Raw genomic sequence first — 15497 nt, 5'->3', positions numbered from 1 at the left:
GGTTTGGCGTGGGCGAGCCGGGCGCCGTCATGGAGAACGGCCGCAGCGTGCTGCACGTGGCCGCCGAGATCGGGGACCTTGCCGCGGGCCTTGGCCTGCCGCGCGAAGCCGTCGAGAACGCGCTTTCCTCCGCGCTTTCGAAGCTCCGGGCCGTCCGAGCGACGCGCAAGGCGCCCTTCGTCGATTCCACGGTCTACACGAGCTGGAACGCCATGGCCGTCGTCGCATACCTCGACGCCTGGCGCGCCTTCGGTTGGGAGTCCTGCCGCGCGTTTGCGCTTGCCACGCTCGACCGGCTGTGGAAGGAAGCGCGCCGCCCCGGCCGCGGGATCGCACACGGCGTCGAGCAAGGCGCCCCCGACGGCCTGCTCGACGACAACGCGCAGACGCTTCTGGCCTTCACGCACGCCTACGAAGCCACGGGTGACGCGACGCACCTTGAGCGCGCGCGGGAGATCGCCGACGTGCTCTGGAACGAATTCCGGGACGCGAAGACGGGCGGTTTCTTCGACACGCTGGATCCCGACGTGCGCGCGCTTGCAGGCGTGAAGCCGATCCAGGACGCGCCGACGCCGGCTGCAAACTCCGTCGCCGCCCTGGGCCTTGCGCGTCTGGGTCACCTCGCGGGCGACGAGGCCGCGCTTGCGCGCGCCAAGGAAACGCTCGAGGCGTTCGCGGGGCGCGCGACCGAGTACGGCCTCTTCGCGGCCACGCACTTCCGCGCGATGGAGACGATCGTCGACGAACCGGCCAAGGTGGTCGTCGTAGGCGAGGGCCCCAACGCCGAGGCGTTGGCGCGCGCCGCGCTTGCCGCGTGGCCCCCCGGCGCGCTCGTCCTTCGCGTCCGCGCAGGTGGCTTCGTTCCCGAGCCGGCGCGCGCGGCGGCCTCCGCGAGCTTCGACGGTCCCCGCGCGCTCGTATGCCGGGGGGCAAGCTGCCTCCCGCCTGTCGGGTCGCCCACCGATCTCCTGCGCGTCCTGGCGTCGCCGCGGGCATGAGCGGCGGACCCAGGCAAACGCTTATGTAACGGATCGGACTCTTGCGCCCTACCCATCCCCCAGCGGACGGCGACGTTTGGCGCCCGACGCTGCAACCTACCGGGGTCGGGCGGAAGGAATCCGCATGGCAACCCAGAAGATCAGCGCGCTCGTCGACGGCGGCAAGGCGACGCCGGGACCCCCCCTCGGCCCGGCGCTTGGACCCCTTGGCGTCAACGTCGTGAACGTCATCAAGATGATCAACGACAAGACGAGGGCCTTCGACGGAATGAAGGTCCCCGTCGAGGTCATCGTCGACGCCGGCACGAAGGAATTCGACGTGGTCGTGGGCACGCCGCCCACCTCGGCCCTCATCCTCAAGGAGGTCGGCGCCGAGTCCGGCTCCGGACAGCCCAAGCAGAACAAGATCGGCGACATCTCGATCGAGTCGGCGGCCAAGGTCGCCAAGATGAAATCCGACGACCTCCAGGGAAAGGACCTGAAGCGCAAGGTGAAGGAGGTCCTCGGCACGTGCGTCTCGATGGGCGTCACGGTCGAGGGCCGCGACCCCCGCGAGGTCCAGAAGGCCATCGACGGCGGCGAGTTCGACGCTCGCATCAAGGAATGACCACGAAGGAGGATTGACCGTGTCGATCGCACCGCAAACGGGATTCTCGCCCTACGGCGGCTCCCCCTACGGCGGGACGCCTTACGGCGGCCACCGCGCGCAGCCCGGCTTCTTCGAACGCCTCCGCATCGGCTGGCACCTCACGAAGTCCGCCTTCGGCGTGCTGCGCATGGACAAGGAGATCCTCCTCCTGCCCGTCCTCTCGGGCATCGCCATGGTCCTCCTTCTGGCCGCAAGCGTGGGGCCGTTCCTTTTCGGGCTTGCCTCCGGCGCCGTGCAGGGCCAGGGCGCCTTCCAGACGAGCTTCTACGTCCTGCTCGGGGTCCTGTACGTCGGCGGCGCGTTCATCACGATCTTCTTCAACGTGGCCGTCATCCACTGCGCCACGATCCGCTTCGACGGCGGGGACCCCACCGTCCGCGACGGGCTGTCGTTTGCGGCCAACAACGTCGGCCGCATCTTCGTGTGGGCGCTCTTCGTCGCAACCGTCGGCATGGCGCTGCGGATGCTGCGCGAGCGCGCAGGCTTCCTCGGCCAGATCCTGCTGGCCGGCGTGGAGATCGCCTGGGGCATCGCCACCTACTTCGTCGTGCCCATCCTCGTCTACCGGCAGGTCGGGCCGGTGGCCGCCATCAAGGAGAGCGCCGGCCTCATCCGCCGCACGTGGGGCGAGGGCCTGGCGGCCGTTGGCTCCGTGGGCATCATCACGATGCTCCTGATGATCCCCGGCTTCCTGCTCGTCGTAGGTTCGATCTTCGCGCTTGCGGCGACCCGGAGCTTCGCCCTCTTTGGCGTGGTGCTTGCCATGGGCATCCTGTCCATCCTGTTCGTGGCCGTCCTGCAGTCGGCCTTGAACGGGATCGTCCAGTCGGCCCTGTACAAGTACGCGACGACGGGCCGCATCCCGCAGGCGTTCGACGCGCGCGACGTGAATCCGTACGGCGCGCCGACGCCGGTGCAGGCGCGGCCGTACTAGCGCCGAACGTTTCGACCCGGGATTCCTGCGCATATGCGCAGTAATCCTCGTTCGGCGTCGTTCTAGCTACGGAGGAGCTCGCCCAGCCGCTGGTGGATCTCCGCAAGCTCGGCGATCTTCTCCGCGCGATCCTGCGCCACCTGCTTGAACTTGTGCAGCTCCTTCTCGCGCGCCTCCAACGCCGTCTCGTGGTTGCGCTGGATGGCGGCGAGACGCTCGCGCTTGTCCTCGCTCTCCTGGAGACGGGCCTCCAGATCCTTCACCCGGTCCTGGCTTTGCGCAAGCTTGGCCGTGGCCTCCACGAGCGCCCCGTCGAGCTGGTTTTGCATGGCGAGGTATTCGCGGCGGACCTTTTCGAACCGCGACGCGAACTCGCCGAGCTCCGGCCCCCGCGCCGGCGGTTGGGCGCCCGCCGCGATTTCGCTTTGCGGCGGCGGACGGGGAGGCGACGGGGCCGGAGGCGTGGGCGACGCCGCGGCCTTGGCAATTGCGGGACCGGCCGCTGCCGCGCGCGGCGGCGCGCCGGCCATCTCGAAGCCCGATTCGTCGCTTGCGTCCACGACCGTCGTCACGTCGGTTGGCGCCGGAGCCGCGCCGGGCGGCTTTGTCGCCGGCTGGGCCGCCTGTCGTTTCGCAAAGTAGTCCTTCCCCGTTCCGGGCGGGACCTTCGCCCGTTCGTCCTTGAGCATTGCAAACCCCCTTGTCCGGCCCCGTCTGCCCGGTCCGGGCAATAAGGATTGGGTGGCGGCGGCGCAAATCCTTGTCCCGGGGACGGAACGCTTATATCGGTGTTCCAGTATGCAACCGGGCCAATTCCGGCCGTAGGAGAGCAGGGCCCCGAGTTCCGGGCGACCCGCTCGCGCGGTTTCCGCGAGACTACGGAGGGGCCGTCATGGACAAGAAGACCGTCACGCAAGCCGTCCAGAAGGCGCTGTCGTCGAGCAAGGGCGAGCGCAAGTTCAAGCAGACCGTCGAGCTTGCGATCAACCTCGTCAACGTCGACCTTACGATCCCGAAGAACCGCATCGACGAGGAGATCGTGCTTCCCAAGGGCCGCGGAAAGCGGCCCAAGGTCGCGCTGTTTGCCTCGGGCGAGCTTGCGGTGAAGGCAAAGAACGTCGCGGACGTCGTCATCCAGCCCGACGAGATCGACAAGCTCGCCGGCGACAAGCGCCGCGCGCGCAAGCTTGCCACGGGCACGGACTTCTTCCTCGCCGAGGCGCCGCTTATGCCCACGATCGGCCGCACGCTCGGACAGGTCCTGGGCCCCCGCGGCAAGATGCCGCGCCCCATGCCCCCGCAGGCCGATCCGGCCGCGTTTGTGACGCCCATGCGGAACGCCGTGCGCGTCCGTTCGCGCGACAAGCCCACCTTCCACTGCCCCATCGGAACCGAGGACATGAGCGCCGAGGACCTGGGCGAGAACGCCTGGGCGATCCTCGAGCGCGTGCTCAACAAGCTCGAGCGCGGCAAGTTCAACCTCGGCTCGGTGTACGTGAAGACGACCATGGGCCCGGCCGTGCGCATCCTCACGGAGGAAAGCGACGCGAAGAAGGCGCGCACCGCCGCGGCGGCCGCCGCCGCTCCCACGGGAGGCGCCTAGATGCCGGGACCCTCGGCGCACGTGGCGCCCGTGAAGAAGCGCGAGGTGGCCGAGCTCGTACGCATCCTGCGCGAGAGCCCGGTCGTGGCCGTCGCCTCGATCGAGGCCATCCCCTCGCCGTCCATCCAGAAGATCCGGCGGAACCTGCGCAAGGACGCGACGATCCGCGTCAGCAAGAACACGCTCCTGGCGCTTGCCCTCAAGGAGGCGGCCAAGGAGAAGCCGGCGCTCGAGTCGCTCGCGGCGAAGATCAACGGCCCGACGGCCGTCATCGCCACCTCGCTTTCGCCGTTCAAGCTCTACCGGCGCCTGGAGGGCAGCAAGGCCCGCGCGCCGGCCAAGGGCGGCGAGACGGCGCCCGAGGACGTTTGGGTGCGCCAGGGAGAGACCGCCTTCAAGCCCGGCCCCATCGTGGGCGAGCTTCAGAAGGCCGGCATCCCCGCGAAGATCGACCAGGGCAAGGTCGTCATCTCGGCCGACAAGCTCGTTGTCAAGGCCGGCGACAAGATCCCGCAGCCCCTGGCCGCCGCGCTCACGCGCCTGGAGATCCACCCCCTCATCATCGGAATGAACGTCCAGGCCGCCTACGAGAGCGGCATGATCTACGAGCAGAGGGTCCTGCAGGTCGACGAGAAGCAGCTTCTCGCGCAGATCGGGCAGGCCGCCCGCGCCGCCGTGAACCTTTCGGTGAACGCGGGGTATCCCACGAAGAAGACGATCGAGATCCTGCTGCAGAAGGCCCACCGCGAGGCGCTTGCGGTCGGCCTTGAGGCGGAGATCCTCGATACGAAGGTCATCGACCTGCTCCTTGCGAAGGGGCAGGCGGAGATGCTCGCCGTGGCGCGCAAGGCCTCGCCCGAGGCGCTCGACGAGGAATTGAAATCGAAACTCGGTTAGGATCACGGAGGAAGAAACCATGGAATATGTGTACAGCGCGCTGCTGCTGCATTCGGCAGGCAAGCCCATCGACGAGGCCGGCGTCACGAACGTCCTCAAGGGTGCCGGCGTCGCCGTCGACGCGACCCGCGTGAAGGCGCTTGTCGCCTCGCTCGAGGGTGTGAACATCGAGGAGGCCATCAGCAAGGCCGCCTTCGCCGCGCCCGCCGCTGCCGCGGCTGCCGCGCCCGCCGAAGCCAAGAAGGAAGAGAAGAAGAAGGAAGAGGGCCCCTCCGAGGAAGAGGCGGCCGCCGGCCTGGGCGCCTTGTTCGGCTGAAGGCCGGATCGAGGCGCCGGGGAGCGCGAAGCGCTCCACGAGCGCGCTCTTCGGTTGGAGCCGCGTCCGTCCATCCTTCGTCGACAGCGGGAGCTCCGGCTCCTGCCTCCTCCGTGTTACTCGGGCGCCGGTTCGGCGTAGATTCTCGCGATCTCTTCTTCGAGCGACCGCCTGTACCAGCCCTGAAGCTCGCGCAGGATCCTGAAGACGTCGCCGCGCAGGAAACCGGGGATGCGAAGCAAGGCTCGCTCCCGCTCGCACAGTTCCAGCACCGCAAGCGCTGCCTCGAACTGCCGATCCACGGCCCCGGACGCCTCCTTGGCGCTTGGGAAGGTGGACCGTACGAGCGACTCGTAGTCCTCGCCGCGGCCGCGGTGCAGGAGGGCCGAGAGGTGGGCCAGGCGCTGGGTGAACGCGTCGTCCAGGCGGGCGACAAGCTCGGGCCACGCCGGATGGTCTCGGTTTCCATTGAGGTACGCCTCTTCCGTCTCGAGGAAGGCGCCAAGGTGCATGCGACGGGCGGTGTCGAGATCCTCGCCGCACTCGCGGGCCGCCCGGAAGAGGACGTCGAGCTGGCGGTCTACGCGGCGGACCATCTCCTTTCTCGCCACGGCGTCAAACAGTGCCGCCGCCACGTGGCCGTAGATTCGGCCGAGGATGCCGCGATGGAGGTGAAGGAGCCGTTCCTCCACAAACGCCATGGCGCGATCGATCTCCGCGTCAAAGCGCGCGCGGACGAGGCGTTCCCGCTTCGCGTAGGACCGGTCGGTCACCGGGTCTGGATTCCCGGCTCGGCCTTAAATAGCCCAAGTTTCTTGCTCGGATCATGGCGTTCCCTTCGCCTCCCTCGGGGCAACGGATCACGTTCCGCGGCGGCGCTCTCACGGTTCCCGACGATCCCGTCATCCCCGTCATCGTCGGCGACGGCACCGGCCCCGACATCATGAACGCGGCGCTGCCGGTCCTGCAGGCGGCCGTGGCCAAGGCCTACGGCGGACGGCGACGCCTGGCGTGGTACGAAGTGCCCGCGGGCATGACGGCGCTGGAAACCGTAGGCGAGCTTCTGCCGGCGCGCACGCTGGAGGCGCTGCAAACGTACGTCGTAGGCATCAAGGGGCCCATGACGACGCCCATCGGCACGGGTTTCCGCAGCGTGAACGTCGCGTTGCGGCAGGAGCTCGACCTGTACGCGTGCGTGCGCCCGGTCTACGGCCTTCCCGGCGTGCCGGCGCCCTCGCGGAACCCCATGGGTCTTGACATCGTCATCTTCCGGGAGAACATCGAGGACGTGTACGCCGGTGTCGAGTTCCCTGCGGGCTCTCCCGAAGCCGCGCGGCTTGAGGAATTCCTCGTCCGGGATCTGGGCGTGAAACGCAGCAAGATCCAGCCCGGCTCCGCCCTTGGCATCAAGCCCATGAGCGCCTTCAACAGCAAGCGCCTGATCCGCAAGGCCATCCAGTACGCGATCGACAAGAAGCGCACGAGCGTCACGCTCGTGCACAAGGGCAACGTCATGAAGTTCACCGAGGGAGCCTTCCGCGATTGGGGCTACGAGGTCGCCCGCACCGAGTTTCCGGACGTGACCGTCACCGAACAGGAGCTCGTCGAGCGCCATGGTGGAAACGCGCCGCCGGGCAAGATCGTCATCAAGGACCGCATCGCCGACAACATGCTGCAGCAGATCCAGACCCGACCCACCGAGTACGACGTGGTCGCGACGCCCAACCTCAACGGCGACTACCTCTCGGACGCCGCGGCAGGCTACGTCGGAGGCCTGGGCTTTGCGCCCGGCGGCAACATCGGCGACGGGCCGGCCGTCTTCGAGGCCACCCACGGGTCGGCGCCCAAATACGCGGGCCAGGACAAGGTCAACCCGTCGAGCGTCATCCTCTCGGGCGTCATGATGCTCGAGTACCTCGGATGGGACGAGGCGGCGCGCCTGACGAAGGACGCCATCCGAAAGACGATCCACGCCGGCGTGGTGACCTACGACCTCGCGCGCGAGATGAACCTGGCGCCCGTCAAGTGCAGCGAGTTCGGAAAAGCCGTCATCGGAAACCTCTAGGCGGAGGACGGACGGCACCTAGGCGTCGCGGATCTCGAATCCGATCTTGAATCCGGAGCGGGCGTTCTCCTCCTCGAGCCGGCGCGCGGCCCCGGCCACCTCGGGCTCCAGCCCCGCGACGACCACGTCCAAGCCCCGCTGGCAGGCGTGCAAGGAGGCCTCCAGCGGCGCGAAGGTGAAGTCGGGCTTTCTGCCAGCCGCTTCAAGCGCCGCGCGGGCCGCCACGTCCAGGGCCGCGGTCCGAGCATGCGGCCGTTGCGACAGGACCGCCGCCAGGGTAGCCGGCCGGGACGGAGGCGGCGGGATCCGAACGAGCAAGAGCCGGCCGGGCGCGTGGTCGACCATTCCCGTGAGGTCGCGCACTCGCAAAGCCTCGCCCGGCTCCGCCGCGTGCGAGGCCGTGCCCGTGGAGGGCGACGCGTGGCCGGCCAGGGCGCAAAGCTCGCCGGCGCGCATGAACAGCCCGACGCGCTCGCCGGCGCGCACGGGACCGGCGGCCAGCGCCACCGTGTGGCGGACGACGTTCACGCGCGAGAGCGCATCGACCACGAATCCGCGCAAGCGGTCGAGCCCGTCCTGCAGCGCCTGCACGCCGCGCGCGGTCGGGCGGTAGCTCCCGTCGCCGGCAAGAAGGAGCCCCTCCGTCTGCAGGGCGCGCACGTGCTCCGAGACGGCCTGGGGCGTGATGCCAAGCGAGGCTGCGATGTCGGACTGGCGCGCGGGGTTGGCCGCCGTGGCCTCGAGCAGGATGGCAAGCCGCGTGAGCTCTCCGCGGTCCGGCAGTCGCTGCATGCGACCGGGAACCGGCTCGACCCTAATAATGGTGAAGGCGCCGCGCGGCCGGAAGATGCGACTCGAAACATTCGTTTCGAAGCCGCGCGTACACCTCTTGAGCCAGCGGCCGGAGGTTCTCGATGTCCGCGCGGTTGTACCGCACGAGCGTGTCGAGCGCGCGCGTGTCTTGGTTCCGCTCCCATCGCCGCCAGAGGAGAACCGCGTCGTACCCCGAGAGGCCGTCCAGGTCCGGATCGCGGGAAAGCTTGAGCTCGCGCTCGATGGCCTTGAGGCCTCCCGTGAGCCCGACGCGCGCGGCCGCAAACCGCAGGTCGACGTGCGGCACCTTGGGGAGCTTCACGCCCTTCTGCTTGAGCAGCGGAAGGTCGAACTGCGAGCCGTTGAACGTCACGAGCATCGACGCTTTCGAGAGCACCTCGTTCAAGGCCCCGCGGGCGAGGTTCACGCCCGCGATGAAGGTCCGCACGCCCGTGTGGTCGAGGGCCCCCACGACGGTGATGTCGGGCCAGCGTCCGTTGCCGGTGGTCTCGATGTCCACGTACACCGCGCGGTCCGAGAGCGCTTCCCACAGCCGCCAGTGCTCGCGGTTGGGGAACAGGGCGGCCAATCGCCACGCTTGCCGCTCGTAGAGCGCGCGCGAGGCGTGGTCGATGAGGTTCACGTGCAGCGCGTGCGTGTCCTCGCCGATCCCCTCGGGAACCCGCCGGCGGTACGCCTCCCAATCGAGGATGCCGCGCCTCCAGAGCCCAAGCTCCGTCTTCTCGCCGATGCGAGGCAGGAAGATGAAGCTGTTCTCGATCACCGGCCAACGATCAGGCGCCAAGTCCCTATAGCCCTTCCCAGGGAGGCCTTTATGCAAGCGGCCGGGCATGCGAGCGCCATGGACGACATCGCGCGGCTCTTGGCCTCGCTTGCGCCGCGCTTGCGATCGACACCACCGGATTCCGGGCTTGCGTTCGAAACGGTCGTCCCCCGCCCGCCCGGACGCATCGGGGCGGTGGACGGGAGCGTGGCCCCGGTGCTGGAGGGGCAGGGTTTCGTCGTCTCTGCCGTGCGGGCGGTCGCGATCCTTGTCGAGGACGGACGCGTGTCCGCGGTTCACGGCCCGCGCGCTTTGCTGCACGTGACGGCACGCGAGATCGACGCCGACCGGCGAAGGGAGGAGGCCGAGCGCGAGGCGGCCGGGCGGCTGCTTTCGTTCCTCGGCCCGGGGGACCTTCTGCTGCTGGACGGCGCGCTCGCCGTGCCCGATGGCTCGCACGAAACGCTCGTGCAAGCGTGCCAAGTCCGCGGCATCGTCGTTGCGGCCGTGTGCAAGTCCACCTCCGCGCTTCTCGACGGCGCGCCCCTGCTGCCGGCCGCCCTTGCCCAAGGGACCCGCCGGCGGCCGGGCGAAGCTTGGTACGCCGACGTTTCCCACGTCCTCAAGGAACCGGGCGTCCGCAGCTTCGTGGCCCGCTTGCACGCGGCCGCGCGCCAGGCCTTCCGGATCGACCTTCCGGCCGCCGGCGTTGCGCCCGACGAGGCGCTGTCGCGAATCGCCGCGACCGCACGAGACCCGGGTTATCCCGGCTATCCGTGGCCCCTTGCGCAGGCGCACAACCGCGCGGCGATACCGGACTCGGAAGCCGACGATCTTGCGCACGCCATCCGCTCGCGCGCCCTTCAGGACGGGATCGACGCGGGCACGTGGGACGCGTGCTTTGCGGACCCCCACGCGATGCTCGACGCCGGCCGGTGAGACGCGTTTGCGATCGCAAGGCAGTCGGACAGGACCGCCGCGGCCGTGGGGCAAGACCCCGCGCCAGGGCCCCGGAGTACGATCTCGCCGGCGCGGGCGAGCTTGAGCCGCACGACGTTTTCGACGCCGCCCACGACGAGGGGATGATCGCGTGCAAGCGCCACGGGACGGACGGAGGCGCGACCCGGCAGGATGGTCGCCACGCTGCGGATCGCTAGCCCCGTGCGCGCGGCGTCCTGGACCTCGCTTGGCGCAAGGTCGAAGATTCCGCGACGGTCGACGGCGCCTACGGCAAGCGGACCGAAGGCTGCCTGGTGCAGGATGGCGGCCTTGGCGGCAGCGTCGAGCCCCGAGAGGTCGAGGGACGGATCGGCCTCGAGGTACGCGCGGCGTCGGCATTCGAGCAACGCCTCCTCCAGCGCGCACCCGCCCTCCACGAGCGAAAGCACGGCGTTCGTGCTCCCGTTGAGAACGCCCTCGATCCGAAGCACCCGATCGCCCCCGAAGGCGGACGCAAGCAGCTCCAGCACGGGCGTGCCCGCGCAGACGGTCGCCGAGCGCCGAAACAGGACGCCCTTGCCCTGCGCAAGGCCCGCAAGCTCGGGACCGCGCGTTGCCACGGGTCCCTTGTTCGCTGTGACGACGTGACGTCCGGCGCCAAGCGCCCGACGCAGACGGGAAACCGCGGGATCGAGCCGATCAAATCGCGTAGGGGTGGCGTCCACGAGCAGGTCGCAGGGAACGTCCGCATCGGGTTTGGAATCGGCGGGAAGACGGCCGTCTCGCTCCTTGGCCCGGACGGCCGCGTCCAGGTTGACTCCGTCCGGGCGCGCAAGGGTCCCTCGGGAATCGCTTATCGCCACAACCCGGAACTCGGACCGCTCCGACAGAAGCGGCGCAAGCGCCCGTCCCACGGCCCCGAATCCGACGAGGTGGATGCGAAGGCTCACACGGCCACCTCCCGGCGGCAAGACACCGTCAGCGCCTGTGAAAGGTCGGCCAGCAGGTCCTCGGGGTCCTCCACGCCCACCGAGAGACGCACGAGCCCCTCGGTGATGCCCCGACGCGCGCGCTCGTCGGGGGGGACGGACGCGTGCGTCATCGTCGCAGGGTGCGTGGCGATGCTCTCCACCGAGCCGAGGTTCTCGGCCACCGTGAACAGGCGCAGGGCGCGGAGGAAGGCGACGGCCGCGTCGCGTCCTCCCCGCGGTTCGAAGGAGACCACGGCGCCGGCCCGGCGCTGCTGGCGCTGGACGAGCGCACGCCCCGAGAAATCCGGAAGGCCAGGATAGAGCACGCGCGCCACGTCCTTGCGCTTGGCGAGGAACTCCGCGACCCTCTGCGCGTTTGCGCATTGCCGATCCAGCCGAAGCGGCAACGTCTTGACGCCTTGGAGCGTAAGCCATGCCTCGAACGGGCTTTGGATCGCGCCCGTTGCATTGCGCAGCCAGCGCAGACGCTCGAGGAGCGCCACATCGTCGCGGACCACGACCGCTCCGCCGACGGTCGCGTTGTGACCGTCGAGGTACTTCGTCGTGCTGTGGACGACCGCGTCGGCTCCAAAGTCAAACGGCCGTTGGAGGTACGGCGTACAAAAGGTGTTGTCGACGACGTGAAGCGCGCCGCCGGCGTGGGCGATCCGGGACACCGCCGCGAGGTCCACGACCTTGAGCGTCGGGTTGGCGGGCGACTCCGAAAGCACAAGCCGCGTTCGCTCGCCAAACGAGCGCTCCAAGGCGCCCGGATCCCCGAGGTCCACGAAGGACGCTCGCACGCCGTGCCGTGCGAGCACGTCGCGGGCAAGACGGATCGTTCCGCCGTACACAGTCTCACCGATTGCCACGTGGTCGCCAGCGTCGCAAAGCCGGAGGATCGCGTCGACGGCGGCGATGCCGCTGCCGTAGGCCAGGGCACCCACGCCTCCCTCGAGATCGGCGAGCCGCTCCTCGAGCGCGACCACGGTCGGGTTGGCCGTGCGGCTGTAGGCGTACCCTTTGTGCTCGCCGGGCGCCTCCTGCGCGAATGTCGTGACCTGGTAGATGGGCGCAAGCACGGCGCCGGTCGTGGGATCCGGCCTTCGGCCGGCGTGGACCGATCGGGTTCCAAAGCCCAACTCGTGCACGAAATTACTGATAGTCATTTTGTCAGCCGTCCGTATTACCCGGCCGACGACAACGCACCTTGGTAATTTGTAGCTTTGCAATTATGCCCTTGGAGCATTAGCCGAGGACGCCGATCGCCTGCTCCCAATGGACGACCGCTTCGGAGGCGACGGTCCAAGCCGAAAGGGGCGCGTCGTGGATGGACACGCGCCGGTCGGCAAAACCCAGGTCCGCGCGGAAGGCGCCGGAGGGAAAGCCGCCGATGACGCAGGCCACGGCCTCCCGGGCTGCCGCGTGCGGCGCGAGAACCTCGCGCATCGACATCCGATCGCCGGCGTCGTCGAAGACGATCGCCGAGCGGGCCCCGGTGCGGGCCACGGCGCCCTTGAGCGTCACCCCCCGCTCCAGCAGGAGCAGAGGGTCGCCCGTGGGCGGAGCCTTGCCCTCGCGCAGGACCTGCTCGGCAAGCCCGACAAAGCGGTTGTAGTTCCGCATGATGCGCGTGCGAGGATCGAGGACGAGGAGCTCGTCGTTTCGCGTGTGGATCCACACGCGAAGACCGCCCCGCTGGTTGAGGATGGAGTCCTGCGCCAACAGGAGGACGGTGTGGACGATGTCCGGCCGGCCGCGACGCTCGCCTTCGGGAAGCGCGCGCAACGCGCTGTGGTGAAGGGACGAGTCCAGAAGCGCGCGGGACGCGCGGCTGCCGGAACGGCGCGCGGGCGCGCGAACCGAGGGATGGGCGCGGATCGCTTCGGGAACGAGCTCGAATTCGCTCTCGGCGAGCACAAGGTGCATCGGAGGCGGGACCGGGGGAGCGGTCATGATCGGCGGGCTACCGCTGAACGGCACGTAAAGGTTTGCCGGCTACGGGGCGCCGACGCCGGCGCCTGGCTCCGCGCGTCCCGCGTCGGACGCCTCTGACCGGCGGTTGAGGACCGCCTCCGTGGCGCGATTCCACGCCTGCTCCCGGTCCTCCCGCGTCTCGTGGAGCGCCTCGTGGAAGGCCGCAAGGAACCGGTCCTTGGCGTCGGCCGACAGGCTGTCGAAGAACGCCTCCCGCTCGTTGGCGTCCGCGCGCTCGGACATCCACTCCCGCAGCGCCGGATCGAGGTCCTTCATGGTCCGGTGCAGAACGCCTCCTGCCCTTTTCCTTTGGGGACGGTTGCCGGCGGGCGACGACAGCTTGATGGCCCGGCGGAAGGTTGTGCCGGCGTGGAGCCCGACCCGCCCGGCGTGGAGCTCGAGAACGACCCGGAGGACAACGTCTGCTTCGCCTGCGGCCCCCGCAACCCCGCCGGGCTGCGCATGCGATTCTTCGACGATGGAGCCTGGGTGCGCTCGCGCCTGGTCCTGGACGATCGCTACAGCGGAGGCCCCGGACGCGTGCTCGACGGCATCGTCTTTTCGGCCATGGACGATACCATCTGGTGGGCCGCATGGGCGCGGTGGGGCGAGCTCGCGTGGGTGGAGGAAGTCGAATCGGTCCGGTTCGGATCGGTCCGGACGGGAGAGGCTTTCCTCGTGCAAGCGCGGCCGGTCGAGAACCTCGGCCACGCGGAGCGCTGGGAGGCGGTCGTCGTTCAGGGAACGGCGACGGTTTCGAGGATGCAGCAGCGGCTGCGGCGACGCACGGACGACGAGATCCGGCAGCAGCTTGCCTCGCCGGCCCTCCCGCGCAGCATCCGGGCCGAGCTCGAGGCGGCGCTCGCGCGGCGAAGCGCCGGTGCACTCACACGGCCCATTTGACGCTGCAACCCTGTACTGGCGCCCGGTCGGCGGCGGGCCGCTTGCCGGAGAGGATGTCTTCGAGCGCGTCGCGGAGGAAGTTCCGCTGCACGGCCGAGGGATCCTTGGGGCTGTCGTCGAAGGCGCCCTGGTAGGCCAGCCGAAGGTCGCGGTCGAAGACAAAGAAATGGGGCGTGACGAGCGCGCCGTACGCACGCGCCACGTCCTGACTCTCGTCGCGAAGATAGGGGAAGGGGTACCCCTTCTGGCGCGCGCGCTCGACCATGTGCGGCACGTCGTCCGTGGGGTAGTTCACCGTCTCGTTCGAGTTCACGAGCACGAAGCGAACGCCCCGCGCCCCGTACTCGCGGGCGGCCGCGATCAGGCGGTCCTCCGTTCCCTGCACGTACGGGCAGTGGTTGCAGCTGAAGACCACCACGAGCGCCGACGCGCCGCGAAAGTCGTCGAGCGACCACGTCTTGCCGTCGACGCCGGGGAGCTTGAACGGGGGAGGCCGGGCGCCCTGGGGGAGCCGGAACTGCGAAGGCTCGGCGATCATGCTTGCCGCAAGCGCGGCACGGCTCCTAAGGCTTGCGCGCCTAGGAGAGGATCTCCGCCAAGCGTCCCGCCTCGCGCGCCTTGCGCACCTCGCGCGCCAAGCGGCGGCCCGTCGACAATCCGGGCTCGATCAGGTCCGAGTAAGGCGATCCCTGGATGTACGGATTCGTCCCGGCGACGATGCGCGCGCTGATCTCAAAGACCCGGAATTCGAGCTTGTCGGTGACGACCGTTTCGAGGCAGAAGGGCCCGATCATGCCGCCGAAAAGCTCGAGGCTGCGCTCGACTGTCTTGGCGCCCATCGCGAGCGCTTCGGGCAGAAGCGACTCGCGCATCACGAGCGGGAAATTCCCGGTCACGACGAAGGTGGGCGTGATGCCCATCTCCTCGAGCTCGTAGATGGAGCCCAGCCGGTGGGCCTCGTCGATGATGGACTCGTCCCGCCGGTCCATGCCAAGAAGCTGGAGGGACCCTTTCGAGAGACGGTACCCGCCGTTTTCCAGGGGGCTGTAGAAGTAGTGGAGGTAGTAGCGCGTGCCGAGCACGAACTCCTGGATCGTGTGGGGAAGCTTCGGGTCCAGGCGCTTGCGGTACTCGTCCACGTTCCGCGCGATGAAGAAGCCGCGACCGCCGCGCGCGCCGTGGTACTTCACGATGACGGGCCCGTCGATCTCCTCGGGATCGTGGATCGTGCGGGGCATGCGAAGGCCGGCGGATTCGAGCCACTGGCGGGCCTTCTCGCGGTCGCCCTCCCAGGCGAGCACCGCGCGGTTGCCAAACGTGGGCACCTCAAGCTCGGCGAAGGCCTTGGGGCCCATGTATTCCACGAAGCTCCCGTGGGGCACCACGATGGCGTTGCGCTTGCGGAGCTCCTTTGTCATGGAGAGGAGGTCGCGGTAGTCGTTCACCGACAGGAACTCGTCGGGCTTGCCCAAGGGAAAGGCATCGTAATGCTTGGGCGGCGGACCCTTGCAGATGCCAAGCGTCCGGAACCCCTCCTGCCGCGCGCCGTGGAAAATCTGCAGCGAGGTGTGCGAGCAGGCGGTCGCGATCGTGAGGTTCGAAGGGTCGTAACCTTCGAGCAGCGACCGGATGTCCGGGGTTGCCATTA

General features: G+C 69.1%; 19 protein-coding genes. 9 read left to right on the top strand and 10 right to left on the bottom strand.

Translation table 11 applies throughout. The features are described from left to right. The 3 genes from VM681_08290 to VM681_08280 form a co-directional block, all read left to right on the top strand. The coding region (locus VM681_08290; GenBank protein HVL87984.1) for a thioredoxin domain-containing protein at positions 1–998 on the top strand (998 nt) is incomplete at its 5' end. Between the two features lie 124 nt (positions 999–1122). Beyond that, positions 1123–1605: a 50S ribosomal protein L11 gene (locus VM681_08285; GenBank protein HVL87983.1), complete on the top strand. Its 483-nt coding sequence runs from the start codon at positions 1123–1125 to the stop codon at positions 1603–1605. 19 nt (positions 1606–1624) lie between these two features. Continuing rightward, complete coding sequence (locus VM681_08280; GenBank protein ID HVL87982.1) at positions 1625–2581, top strand: DUF6159 family protein; 957 nt, start codon at positions 1625–1627, stop codon at positions 2579–2581. A 62-nt stretch (positions 2582–2643) separates the two neighbouring features. Here the strand turns inward: VM681_08280 and VM681_08275 are convergent, their stop codons facing one another. Then, complete coding sequence (locus VM681_08275) at positions 2644–3270, bottom strand: hypothetical protein (GenBank protein ID HVL87981.1); 627 nt, start codon at positions 3268–3270, stop codon at positions 2644–2646. Between the two features lie 203 nt (positions 3271–3473). On the opposite strand from VM681_08275, the gene VM681_08270 reads away from it, so the two are divergent. The 3 genes from VM681_08270 to rpl12p are packed head-to-tail and all read left to right on the top strand — an operon-like array spanning position 3474 to position 5397. Then, positions 3474–4184, top strand: a complete 711-nt coding sequence (locus VM681_08270; protein ID HVL87980.1) for a 50S ribosomal protein L1 — start codon at positions 3474–3476, stop codon at positions 4182–4184. Further along, positions 4185–5081, top strand: a complete 897-nt coding sequence (locus tag VM681_08265; GenBank protein ID HVL87979.1) for a 50S ribosomal protein L10 — start codon at positions 4185–4187, stop codon at positions 5079–5081. Between the two features lie 19 nt (positions 5082–5100). After that, positions 5101–5397 (top strand): 50S ribosomal protein P1, encoded by a 297-nt coding sequence (rpl12p, locus tag VM681_08260; GenBank protein ID HVL87978.1) that lies wholly within the window; start codon positions 5101–5103, stop codon positions 5395–5397. A 116-nt stretch (positions 5398–5513) separates the two neighbouring features. Here the strand turns inward: rpl12p and VM681_08255 are convergent, their stop codons facing one another. Continuing rightward, positions 5514–6170 carry a hypothetical protein gene (locus tag VM681_08255; GenBank protein ID HVL87977.1) on the bottom strand — a complete coding sequence of 219 codons (657 nt, stop codon included), beginning with the start codon at positions 6168–6170 and terminating at the stop codon, positions 5514–5516. A gap of 53 nt (positions 6171–6223) precedes the next feature. Between VM681_08255 and icd the strand changes: the two genes are divergently transcribed. Beyond that, complete coding sequence (gene icd / locus VM681_08250; protein ID HVL87976.1) at positions 6224–7462, top strand: isocitrate dehydrogenase (NADP(+)); 1239 nt, start codon at positions 6224–6226, stop codon at positions 7460–7462. 18 nt (positions 7463–7480) lie between these two features. On the opposite strand, the gene VM681_08245 is transcribed toward icd, so the two are convergent. Both VM681_08245 and VM681_08240 read right to left on the bottom strand, forming a co-directional pair. Next, on the bottom strand, positions 7481–8254 hold the full coding sequence (locus VM681_08245; GenBank protein ID HVL87975.1) for a winged helix-turn-helix transcriptional regulator: 774 nt from the start codon (positions 8252–8254) through the stop codon (positions 7481–7483). A 22-nt stretch (positions 8255–8276) separates the two neighbouring features. Beyond that, positions 8277–9059: a ribonuclease H-like domain-containing protein gene (locus VM681_08240; GenBank protein HVL87974.1), complete on the bottom strand. Its 783-nt coding sequence runs from the start codon at positions 9057–9059 to the stop codon at positions 8277–8279. A gap of 78 nt (positions 9060–9137) precedes the next feature. On the opposite strand from VM681_08240, the gene VM681_08235 reads away from it, so the two are divergent. Continuing rightward, positions 9138–9998, top strand: coding sequence for a DNA double-strand break repair nuclease NurA (locus VM681_08235; protein HVL87973.1), 861 nt, complete (start codon positions 9138–9140; stop codon positions 9996–9998). On the opposite strand, the gene VM681_08230 is transcribed toward VM681_08235, so the two are convergent. The 4 genes from VM681_08230 to VM681_08215 all read right to left on the bottom strand — a co-directional run bounded on the left by VM681_08230 (position 9923) and on the right by VM681_08215 (position 13222). After that, positions 9923–10948 (bottom strand): homoserine dehydrogenase, encoded by a 1026-nt coding sequence (locus VM681_08230; GenBank protein ID HVL87972.1) that lies wholly within the window; start codon positions 10946–10948, stop codon positions 9923–9925. The genes VM681_08235 and VM681_08230 overlap by 76 nt on opposite strands. After that, complete coding sequence (locus VM681_08225) at positions 10945–12138, bottom strand: PLP-dependent aspartate aminotransferase family protein (GenBank protein ID HVL87971.1); 1194 nt, start codon at positions 12136–12138, stop codon at positions 10945–10947. Before VM681_08225 ends, VM681_08230 begins: the two co-directional genes overlap by 4 nt. Before the next feature lie 79 nt (positions 12139–12217). Further along, positions 12218–12925 carry a 16S rRNA methyltransferase gene (locus VM681_08220; GenBank protein HVL87970.1) on the bottom strand — a complete coding sequence of 236 codons (708 nt, stop codon included), beginning with the start codon at positions 12923–12925 and terminating at the stop codon, positions 12218–12220. A gap of 42 nt (positions 12926–12967) precedes the next feature. Beyond that, positions 12968–13222, bottom strand: a complete 255-nt coding sequence (locus VM681_08215; GenBank protein ID HVL87969.1) for a hypothetical protein — start codon at positions 13220–13222, stop codon at positions 12968–12970. Positions 13223–13315: 93 nt separating this feature from the next. Between VM681_08215 and VM681_08210 the strand changes: the two genes are divergently transcribed. Continuing rightward, the gene (locus VM681_08210) at positions 13316–13849 is read left to right on the top strand and encodes a hypothetical protein (GenBank protein ID HVL87968.1); all 534 of its coding nucleotides are present in this window, start codon (positions 13316–13318) and stop codon (positions 13847–13849) included. Here VM681_08210 and VM681_08205 read toward each other — a convergent pair. Together VM681_08205 and VM681_08200 are read right to left on the bottom strand one after the other, a co-directional pair. Further along, positions 13833–14387, bottom strand: coding sequence for a thioredoxin family protein (locus VM681_08205; protein ID HVL87967.1), 555 nt, complete (start codon positions 14385–14387; stop codon positions 13833–13835). The genes VM681_08210 and VM681_08205 overlap by 17 nt on opposite strands. Before the next feature lie 40 nt (positions 14388–14427). After that, positions 14428–15495: a formate--phosphoribosylaminoimidazolecarboxamide ligase gene (locus VM681_08200; protein ID HVL87966.1), complete on the bottom strand. Its 1068-nt coding sequence runs from the start codon at positions 15493–15495 to the stop codon at positions 14428–14430. Between the last annotated feature and the right edge of the window lie 2 nt (positions 15496–15497).

This window comes from Candidatus Thermoplasmatota archaeon (assembly GCA_035541015.1).
In the GTDB taxonomy this organism is placed as follows: Archaea; Thermoplasmatota; SW-10-69-26; order JACQPN01; family JAIVGT01; genus DATLFM01.
Note: the sequence above shows the minus strand (reverse complement) of the source record. Positions and strands in the feature narration are given on the sequence as shown.

What these genes read in the sequence shown, in the direction of transcription:
- VM681_08285 (HVL87983.1), top strand. Translation starts at nt 1,123, where the DNA reads ATGGCAACCCAGAAGATCAGCGCGCTCGTCGACGGCGGCAAGGCGACG.
- VM681_08275 (HVL87981.1), bottom strand. Translation starts at nt 3,270, where the DNA reads ATGCTCAAGGACGAACGGGCGAAGGTCCCGCCCGGAACGGGGAAGGAC.
- VM681_08270 (HVL87980.1), top strand. Translation starts at nt 3,474, where the DNA reads ATGGACAAGAAGACCGTCACGCAAGCCGTCCAGAAGGCGCTGTCGTCG.
- VM681_08265 (HVL87979.1), top strand. Translation starts at nt 4,185, where the DNA reads ATGCCGGGACCCTCGGCGCACGTGGCGCCCGTGAAGAAGCGCGAGGTG.
- rpl12p (HVL87978.1), top strand. Translation starts at nt 5,101, where the DNA reads ATGGAATATGTGTACAGCGCGCTGCTGCTGCATTCGGCAGGCAAGCCC.
- icd (HVL87976.1), top strand. Translation starts at nt 6,224, where the DNA reads ATGGCGTTCCCTTCGCCTCCCTCGGGGCAACGGATCACGTTCCGCGGC.
- VM681_08245 (HVL87975.1), bottom strand. Translation starts at nt 8,254, where the DNA reads ATGCAGCGACTGCCGGACCGCGGAGAGCTCACGCGGCTTGCCATCCTG.
- VM681_08235 (HVL87973.1), top strand. Translation starts at nt 9,138, where the DNA reads ATGGACGACATCGCGCGGCTCTTGGCCTCGCTTGCGCCGCGCTTGCGA.
- VM681_08225 (HVL87971.1), bottom strand. Translation starts at nt 12,138, where the DNA reads ATGACTATCAGTAATTTCGTGCACGAGTTGGGCTTTGGAACCCGATCG.
- VM681_08220 (HVL87970.1), bottom strand. Translation starts at nt 12,925, where the DNA reads ATGACCGCTCCCCCGGTCCCGCCTCCGATGCACCTTGTGCTCGCCGAG.
- VM681_08215 (HVL87969.1), bottom strand. Translation starts at nt 13,222, where the DNA reads ATGAAGGACCTCGATCCGGCGCTGCGGGAGTGGATGTCCGAGCGCGCG.
- VM681_08205 (HVL87967.1), bottom strand. Translation starts at nt 14,387, where the DNA reads ATGATCGCCGAGCCTTCGCAGTTCCGGCTCCCCCAGGGCGCCCGGCCT.
- VM681_08200 (HVL87966.1), bottom strand. Translation starts at nt 15,495, where the DNA reads ATGGCAACCCCGGACATCCGGTCGCTGCTCGAAGGTTACGACCCTTCG.